The sequence below is a fragment of the Corynebacterium sp. HMSC062E11 genome (genome assembly GCF_001811845.1).
Lineage (GTDB): Bacteria > Actinomycetota > Actinomycetes > Mycobacteriales > Mycobacteriaceae > Corynebacterium > Corynebacterium hesseae.
In genome coordinates, this window is record NZ_KV806775.1 from 19,822 (window position 1) to 27,983 (window position 8,162).

The window sequence follows — 8,162 nt, forward strand, 5'->3', positions numbered from 1 at the left end:
GTTCTTTAACCCACCCCAGTTGTGTTTAGCCACCATTGCACCACAGGTAGAATGCCCTGTCATGTCGAGCAATCCCGAGGTACGCGTTATCCGCTCCGCCCGGCGCCGCCGCACTGTCCAAGCCCGCGTCGTTGATGGCGTCGTGGAGGTGCGCATCCCCGCCTGGATGTCGGCGGCGGAGGAACGTGAAGCAGTGGATGGCATCGTGGCGAAGGTCCGCAAGAAGCACAGCTCTTCGCAGCTTTCCGACGACTCCTTGTCCTCTCGCGCCCGTACTCTGAATGCCCGCTTTCTGGAGGGCCGCGCCACGGTGGGATCCATCCGGTGGGTGAGTAACCAAAAATCCCGCTGGGGTAGTTGCACTACCTCAACGGGAGATATTCGGATTTCTGACCGGCTGCAGGATGTTCCCGACTACGTCCTCGACGCCGTCATCATCCACGAGCTAACACACACCTTCATCCCGGGCCATGGCCCGGAGTTTTGGGAGTGGGCCGATCGAGCCCCCAAAGCCGAGCGCGCGAAGGGATACCTCGAGGCCTACCAGCGCTTCCGCTAGTTCTCGTCTTCCGGCTTGTCCTTTTTGTTTTCTTTATCCTCGCCAGCGTCCGTGTTCTTGTCCTCGCCAGCAGCATCGCTGGCGCTGGCGTCCTGCTGGCGGAGCATCTCCTCCAGCTTGGAAAACTCTTCTTCAAAGCCCTCGTCGGGGGTGTCATCGAGCAAACCGTCGATGAAGGAAGCCGGGTTCTCCAGGTGCTCTGCGGTAGGTAGCAGGTCCGGGTGGTCCCAGGCGGAGTCACGCTTATCGGCGCCCACTGCGACGGTGGCGCGGCGCCACAGCTCAGCTGCCGCCTCTACCTTCGGCGCGTTTAGCTCAATGCCAACGACCTGGGAGAAGGCCTTTTCTGCGGAGCCGCCGGTGGAGCGGCGGTGAGCCCACGCCTCATTCATCGCCTTCGTGGACGGGATGCGCTCACCCAGGGCCTCGGTCACTACGTGCTCGACCCAGCCCTCGACGAGTGCCAGGAGAGTCTCCAAGCGGGAAGCCGCGCCCGCATTGCGGGAGGTGATGCGCGGGGACAGGTCCATGCCCTGCAGCTTGTTCATCGCATCCTGGATGGCCTGCGGGTCACCGGACTCCAGGTTGAGCTCGCGTGTGGCTTCCTCGATGTGAGAAGTGTCGATGACCAAGCCCATGGCGTATTCCTCCACGGAGGAGACGAGGCGCTCAACCAACCACGGCACGTGCTTGAACAGGCGCTGGCGGGCGGCCTCGCGGGCGCCGATATAGACCAACACTTCTTGGCCCGGAACGTTGAGATCGCGCGCTATGGCCTGGATGTTGTGCGGCAAGAGTGCGGTGGTGCCTGCGGGGGAGACCGGCAAGCCGAAGTCAGAACCGGTAAGAGCCTGTGCGGCCAAGTCACCCAGGGCGTGGCCTAGCTTCATACCGAAGTTCATGCCGGACATCGAGTTCATCATCGAGGTCATCGGCCCCATCATCTCGCGGGCTTCTTCCGGCAGGGATTCCAGCTGCGCGGAGTTCATGTGCTCCGCCACCGGGGTGACCATGCGCTGCCACATCGGCAGAGTCTCATCCAACCATTGCGCAGAATTCCACGCGGTCACGGTGCCGGAGGCAGTGGGCAGAATCGTGGCATCATCCAGCCACAGTTCCGCCAACCGCACGGCTTCCTGCACTGCAGTGCGGTCTTTATCATTGATCTCTTTATCGCCGGAGATCTGCTGGTGCGCGATGCGCTTGGCCAGGTCATAGTTGACCGGGCCGGCACCCTCCGGGGAATTCATGGAAGAACCCATACCGGAGAGCATCTGGCCAAACTGATTCAACAAGTCTCCTAGGCCACCGTTGCCCGCGCTGAAGCCGAAGGCGCCGAACGGGTTCTGGTCGCGACGATCGTTATCATCGTCATCGTCGTTATTGGGGAAGGAAAAACCGAATCCGTTGCTCATGGGGCCTAATCTACTAGGTTTCCTAGCGCGGATTCTAGGACCACGGCAACGCTGAGAGCGAACAAGCATCACGAGGCTGTAGGCTGATCCTCCGTGAAATCTTCGCAGAACCCCCGATCCCGCCGCCTGTCCACCCTGACGTGGGGAGCCATTCCGGTGGTGTTGACGGGAACCCTGCTCAGCGTCGACCACATCCCCGGCACCGATATCACCCTGTCGGTGCCGTACGCCGCCGAAGGACCAGGTCCTACCCTGGACACCTTGGGTGAAGTGGAAGGGGAGCCGGTGGTCAACGTCGAGGCCCCGGAAACGTTTCAGCCGCAGGGGCATCTCAACATGACGACGGTCTCTGTTCGCACCAACATGACGTTGGCTCAAGCTTTGGGGCGGTGGCTTTTCACCGATGACACCATCGTCCCCATCGGCAGCGTCATCCCGCAAGGCAAGACGGATGAGGAAGTTCAGGAAGCCAATCAACAGGCTTTTACCCAGTCTGAGTCAGCGGCCACCGTCGCAGCCATGGACTACCTGCACAAGCCCGTGCGTATCGAGGTAGCACAGGTGCTCGACGACAGTCCCGCTGCGGGCGCGCTTGACGACGCCGACATCATCACCGCCGTCAACGGGGACAAGGTCACGGAGCCTGGCCAGGTACAGGAGAAGATCCGAGCTCTTAAGCCCGGTGATGAGGTGAAGCTGGGGATTATTCGCAAGGGCGAGGAAAAGACTGTCCCGGTGACCCTCGGCGCACACCCAGAGCACGACGACGTAGCTTTGCTGGGCATCCTCATGACCTCGGTGCCCACCGAAGACATCACCGTGGATTACAACCTACAGGACATCGGTGGACCGTCGGCCGGAATGATGTTTACGTTGGCGGTGATTGACAAATTGTCCGATGAGGATCTCACCGGCGGCCGGTTTGTTGCCGGCACGGGCACCATCGGTGAGGACGGCGAGGTCGGCCCCATCGGTGGCATCGTCCACAAGGTGCACGCCGCGCAGGAAGCGGGCGCCGAGCTCTTCCTGGCACCTGCAGATAATTGCGCGGAGGCGGTCAGCCGTGGCACCGGCGACATGGTGGTGGCCAAGGTCCACACGCTGGATGACGCCATCACGGCCATGCACGACTTTGCGGAGGGCAAGCCTGTCGAGACCTGCGAAGGCTAGACCTAAAGGAATTTGCAGCCCTTAGACCAGGCCGAGCTCCTTGAGGCGCTCTTCCGGATCGTCCTGGTCCGTGGAGATCATCTGCTGCATGATGAGGCCTTCGTCGTTGTCCACGACGGTGAGGATGGCCGTGTTGCCCAGCATGGACCAGCCCACCACGCGGTTGCCACTGTCCTCGATGACGCGGGAGCTGCGCAGCTCGGTGAGAACTTGAGTGGTCTGGGAAGCTTTGGTCTTGGACTTGAAGAACTGGAACTGTCCCACCTCGGAACCGGAGCAGTTGAAGGAATCCGTCACGCCGTTGGGATCGCAGCGGTCGAATTGAGCGAAGATCTCCTCCGGGACGAGCCCACCGAAGATCTCATAAGCCTGCTCCACGGAATCAGTGAATGTGCCGCTTGGTTCAGAGGACTCGCTGGAGTCCTTGTCTTTTCGGTCGGCGGGGTTGCGGGTTGAGGATTCATCCTCCGCGTCCGAGCTGGTCTCAGTCTCGGATGCGGCAGGAGAGAGCGTCTCGGATTCCTCGGCAGTGGTTGCCGGGGCCGGCGCGCTGGATTTCTCCGCGGCTGCAGTGGTTTCTTCGCTTGCAGGAGCCGGATCAGGGGAGGGTGCATCGTCCTTCCCACATGCGGTGAGCAGGCAGCCGGTGGCAAGCACGGCCGATGCTGCGGCGGTGAAGCGAGATGTCAAGCGCACGAGAGACTCCTCTATCGATTCCGTGCCCAGCCCCGAGAGCTGAGCGTTAATGGCCACTGCAGACTGAGTTTAGTCGATGAGAGGTTGAGCCGATTAGAGCATCTCCTCCGGATCTTGCTCCAATCCGTAGCGCAGGGCGGCGATGACCCCCGGCGCCACGTTCGGGCCGCCGCGCAGCTGAATATCGTCCTGCGCGAAGGGGCCAGCTTCTGCCAGTTCCTCCTCCGTGGGGCGCAGCTGAAGAAGCGTGAGTTCGGCGCCGTCCTCGTCGATATCCTCCGAATCGGCTGTGGAACTGCCGGCCATGGCGGTAGCCCGCAGGACTCCGGAGAAGAGGCGCGCGGGGCGGGCGTCGCCAAGCGCGGCGTCCGCGGTGTCCTTGAACATGATCTCCTGTGCCAGGATGACGCCGGCGATCTCCCGCGGCCACGCCAGCCGCGAGACGTAGTCCGCGAGGTGCTCCGAGCCCGGCTCGATGCCCTCCGGCAATTCCTGCACCACGAGGGTGAGGGGAGAGGAGTCATCGACGTCACCGAGCTGTGCGGCCACCAGCTCAGTGGGGACGAGAGCAAAAAGGGTAGGAGGTGCATCCCAACCCTCGGCGTGGATGAAATCCACGGCCTCGCGCATGGCCTTGTTGAGCGCGCGGTGTACAGCGGGCTGGGAGGAAGGTTGGGAACTCATAAGCGTCCTTGTTCGTTGACGGTCATAGTGCTTCTCTAGACTAGAAGCTTGATACCTCTATATTCGCACGACACTTGATTGGAGCTGGAGTTGGCTTCCGGACTCAACCGACCCACCGCCCCGATGAAACGTCCGCCCAAGTTTCTCTCGTGGGTTGTCGCCATCATCGCGGTCCTCTTGTTCATTGGCCCCATGCTCGTGGGCTTCTACACGGATTGGAAGTGGTTCGGCGCGATTGAGTACCGCGGGGTCTTCACCAAGACCCTGATCACGCGCATCGTGCTCTTCATCTTCTTCGGACTAGTGGCGGCGGCCGTCACCTACGTAGCAGGGCTGATTGTCTGGCGCGGGCGCGGCGATTCGATGGACATGGCGGATTTCAATTCCCCGGTTTATCAATATCGCAAATCCATTGAAAGCACGATGAGGGTCTTCCTCAAGGTCATCCCAGTCCTCGTCGGCGTTGTCTCTGGCCTGCTGGGCCAGGCAAATTGGCGCACCGTCATGCTCTTCCTGAACTCCCATGACTTTGGGGTGGCTGACCCGCAGTTCAACCACGATCTCGGCTTCTACGCCTTCCGCCTGCCGGTGTGGTCGATGTTGGTCAATGCTTTCTCCATGCTGGTCGCTGTGTGCTTCCTTATCGCACTGGTGGGGCACTACATCCTCGGTGGCATTCGCCTGGGTAACCGCGCCGCGGGTGTGCGTGGTTCGCTGTCTAAGTCGGCGCGCACTCAACTTGCTGTGACCGCCGGAATCTGGATGCTGCTTCAGGTGGCTGGATACTGGCTGGGCCGCTATGAGTTGTTGTATAACCAGCACTCGCTGTTTACGGGTGGCTCCTACACGGATATCAACGCCTACCTGCCGGCGAAGATCATTCTGATGATCATCGGCGTGTTCGTGGCCGTGGCAATTTTCTCCGCAGTGGTGATTAAGGACCTGCGCATCCCGGGCCTCGCTGTGGTGCTCATGGTGCTGTCCTCCCTGGTTATTGGTCAGGGCTGGCCGCTCATCATGGAGCGCTTCTCCGTGAACCCGAACCGCCAGGCAAAAGAGGCGGAGTCCATCTCCCGCAACATTGAGTCCACGCGTTTTGCTTATGGCCTCACCGATGACAAGGTGACCTACGAAGAGAACTGGGGTGCTGACGACGTCTCCGATGACAAGGTCGCCTCCGATGACTCCACCATCTCCAACCTGCGCCTGCTGGACCCGGACATTTTGGCGCCGACGTTCACCCAGATGCAGCAGCTGAAGAACTTCTACGGCTTCCCAGAAACGCTAGCCATGGATCGCTATGAAATCGACGGCGAGCTGCGTGACTTCGTGGTTGCCGCGCGCGAGCTGGACCCCAACGAGCTGCAGGAGAACCAGCAAAACTGGATCAACCGCCACACCGTGTACACCCACGGCAACGGCTTTATCGCCGCGCAGGCAAATACCGTCGATGAGGTGGCTCGTGACGCCGGCTCCGCCCGCGGTGGTTTCCCCATCTTCACTGTTGCTGACCTGCAGACCCAAGCGGGCAAGGACGCCGAAGGCGAGGGCGAGACCAAGAACGCTGAGGAATCCCTCGGCATCAAGGTTGACCAGCCGCGCACCTACTTCGGCCCTGTGATCGCTAGCGCACAGGATGGCATGGACTACGCCATCGTGGGCAAGACCGGCGATAAACCGGTGGAATACGATACCGATACCTCCACTTACACCTACGACGGTAAGGGCGGCGTAGACATCGGAAACATCGTCGACCGCACCGCCTACGCCCTGAAATACCAGGAGCTAAACTTCCTACTCTCGGACCGTGTTGGCTCGGAATCCAAGCTGCTCTATGACCGCGATCCGCGCGAGCGCGTGGAGAAGGTCGCCCCATGGCTGACCACGGATTCCTCCACCTACCCGGCGGTTATCGACGGCCGCGTCAAGTGGGTCGTGGACGGTTACACCACACTGGATTCCTTGCCGTACTCGCAGCGCACCTCCCTGACGGAGACCACCCAGGACACTCAGAACCCGACGGGCACGACGCAGCGCTTGGTCAACGACCAGGTGGGCTACATCCGCAACTCGGTCAAAGCGACTGTCGACGCCTACGATGGCACCGTCGATCTCTACGAGTTCGACACCGAAGACCCCGTGCTCAAGGCGTGGGAGGGTGTGTTCCCGGGCGTCGTCAAGCCAGAGTCGGAGATCTCCGACGAACTGCGCCAGCACCTGCGCTACCCGGAGGACATGTTCAAGGTGCAGCGCAATCTGCTGGCCAAGTACCACGTGGATGACCCGGGCGTCTTCTTCAACAACGATGCCTTCTGGTCCGTGCCGGAGGACCCCACCGCCGGTGAATCCCAGGGTCTGAACCAGCCACCGTACTACGTGCTGGCTGCCGATCCGGAGACCAAGAAGCCGAGCTTCCAGCTCATCACTTCCTACCGTGGCCTGAACCGTCAGTTCCTCTCCGCGCACATGGCGGTGTCCTCTGACCCAGACAATTACGGCAACATCACCGTGCGCGTGCTGCCGACGAATACCCAGACCCAGGGCCCGAAGCAGGCGCAGGACGCGATGATGTCTTCCGACCAGGTGGCGCGTGACCGCACGCTGTGGCAGGGGTCGAATGATCTGAAGAACGGTAACCTCTTGGCGCTGCCGGTGGGGGATGGGGAGATCCTCTACCTCGAGCCGATTTACTCGCAGCGTAAGGGCCAAGAGTCCGCGTTCCCGAAGCTGTTGCGCGTGCTGGTCTCTTACAAGGGCCGTGTGGGCTATGCCCCGACCATCGGTGAGGCCCTCGACCAGGTTGGAATCGACCCGAAGGCCGCTCAGAACATTACGGAGATCGAAGGCGATACCGGCAAGGACGGTGACCAGGCCGGAAACGCTGGCGGTGACAAGAAGGATGCGGCTGACTCCAAGGACTCCGACGCTTCCGCACCGGCCTCCGCTCCGAAGGCATCGAGTGAAGGCGAGGCTATCGACGCCATCAACAAGGCTCTCGATGGCGTGGACAAGGCTAAGAACGGTTCCTTTGAGGAGTACGGCAAGGCCTTGGACGAGCTGGACAAGGCAGTGGAGGAGTACCGCTCGCTGCAGTCTCAGTAGTAGCTCCGCATAGTCCAGAAAAATGGCGCCTGCCCAGGGGATTTGGGTAGGCGCCATGGCGTCTGTATAGTTACATGAGTCGCCGGCACACGGGGTAACAATCCCAGTGATTAACCACAGTGTGCTGAAGCGCTTGATGTTCGGAAGTACATCTCGACGCGGGGTGGAGCAGCTCGGTAGCTCGCTGGGCTCATAACCCAGAGGTCGTAGGTTCGAATCCTGCCCCCGCTACCAACTTCCGACCCCTACCAGGGAATATCCTGGTAGGGGTCTTCTTCATTTTGTACTGAAATCGCCACTTGGTGCACTAGATGGTGCACTGGGCTCAAAATCCTGCACCATGCAAGACTGTGGCACGTCAACAAAACGGCGCATGTTTTTCGGATCTTCTACTACGAACGTCTCTAGAAAACACCGACACTCCGCTAAGATTGTCTTTGAGCGCGAGTTACCGGGATGCCCGTTTATGGGGCACGGGTCTCGCGCATTTTTAGGATGAAGACTGGGCCTAAACGACAAAACGTGTTGTTTTCCGG

Annotated in this window: 6 protein-coding genes and 1 tRNA gene; 4 read left to right on the plus strand and 3 right to left on the minus strand. The window is 60.9% G+C overall.

Annotated features, from left to right (window positions below):
- Positions 1 to 61: 61 nt before the first annotated feature.
- Positions 62 to 559, plus strand: coding sequence for a M48 metallopeptidase family protein (locus HMPREF2822_RS01930; protein ID WP_070520212.1), 498 nt, complete (start codon positions 62 to 64; stop codon positions 557 to 559).
- Here the strand turns inward: HMPREF2822_RS01930 and HMPREF2822_RS01935 are convergent.
- Positions 556 to 1,974, minus strand: coding sequence for a zinc-dependent metalloprotease (locus HMPREF2822_RS01935; protein WP_070520214.1), 1,419 nt, complete (start codon positions 1,972 to 1,974; stop codon positions 556 to 558). The two genes, HMPREF2822_RS01930 and HMPREF2822_RS01935, sit on opposite strands and share 4 nt — an antisense overlap.
- A 93-nt stretch (positions 1,975 to 2,067) precedes the next feature.
- Between HMPREF2822_RS01935 and HMPREF2822_RS01940 the strand changes: the two genes are divergently transcribed.
- Entirely contained in the window at positions 2,068 to 3,144 is a 1,077-nt protein-coding gene (locus HMPREF2822_RS01940; RefSeq protein ID WP_070520217.1) for a YlbL family protein, read from the plus strand.
- A 21-nt stretch (positions 3,145 to 3,165) separates the two neighbouring features.
- Here the strand turns inward: HMPREF2822_RS01940 and HMPREF2822_RS01945 are convergent, their stop codons facing one another.
- Both HMPREF2822_RS01945 and HMPREF2822_RS01950 read right to left on the minus strand, forming a co-directional pair.
- The gene (locus tag HMPREF2822_RS01945; protein ID WP_369815735.1) at positions 3,166 to 3,897 is read right to left on the minus strand and encodes a beta-N-acetylglucosaminidase; all 732 of its coding nucleotides are present in this window, start codon (positions 3,895 to 3,897) and stop codon (positions 3,166 to 3,168) included.
- 36 nt (positions 3,898 to 3,933) lie between these two features.
- The gene (locus HMPREF2822_RS01950; RefSeq protein ID WP_070520224.1) at positions 3,934 to 4,524 is read right to left on the minus strand and encodes a PPA1309 family protein; all 591 of its coding nucleotides are present in this window, start codon (positions 4,522 to 4,524) and stop codon (positions 3,934 to 3,936) included.
- 123 nt (positions 4,525 to 4,647) lie between these two features.
- On the opposite strand from HMPREF2822_RS01950, the gene HMPREF2822_RS01955 reads away from it, so the two are divergent.
- Both HMPREF2822_RS01955 and HMPREF2822_RS01960 read left to right on the plus strand, forming a co-directional pair.
- Positions 4,648 to 7,626: a UPF0182 family protein gene (locus HMPREF2822_RS01955; RefSeq protein WP_070520226.1), complete on the plus strand. Its 2,979-nt coding sequence runs from the start codon at positions 4,648 to 4,650 to the stop codon at positions 7,624 to 7,626.
- 157 nt (positions 7,627 to 7,783) lie between these two features.
- A tRNA-Met gene (locus HMPREF2822_RS01960) sits at positions 7,784 to 7,860 on the plus strand.
- Positions 7,861 to 8,162 lie beyond the last annotated feature (302 nt).

Bases quoted from the DNA above. Each gene is read 5' to 3' on its own strand.
- HMPREF2822_RS01930 (WP_070520212.1), top strand. From the start codon at position 62: ATGTCGAGCAATCCCGAGGTACGCGTTATCCGCTCCGCCCGGCGCCGC.
- HMPREF2822_RS01935 (WP_070520214.1), bottom strand. From the start codon at position 1,974: ATGAGCAACGGATTCGGTTTTTCCTTCCCCAATAACGACGATGACGAT.
- HMPREF2822_RS01950 (WP_070520224.1), bottom strand. From the start codon at position 4,524: ATGAGTTCCCAACCTTCCTCCCAGCCCGCTGTACACCGCGCGCTCAAC.
- HMPREF2822_RS01955 (WP_070520226.1), top strand. From the start codon at position 4,648: ATGAAACGTCCGCCCAAGTTTCTCTCGTGGGTTGTCGCCATCATCGCG.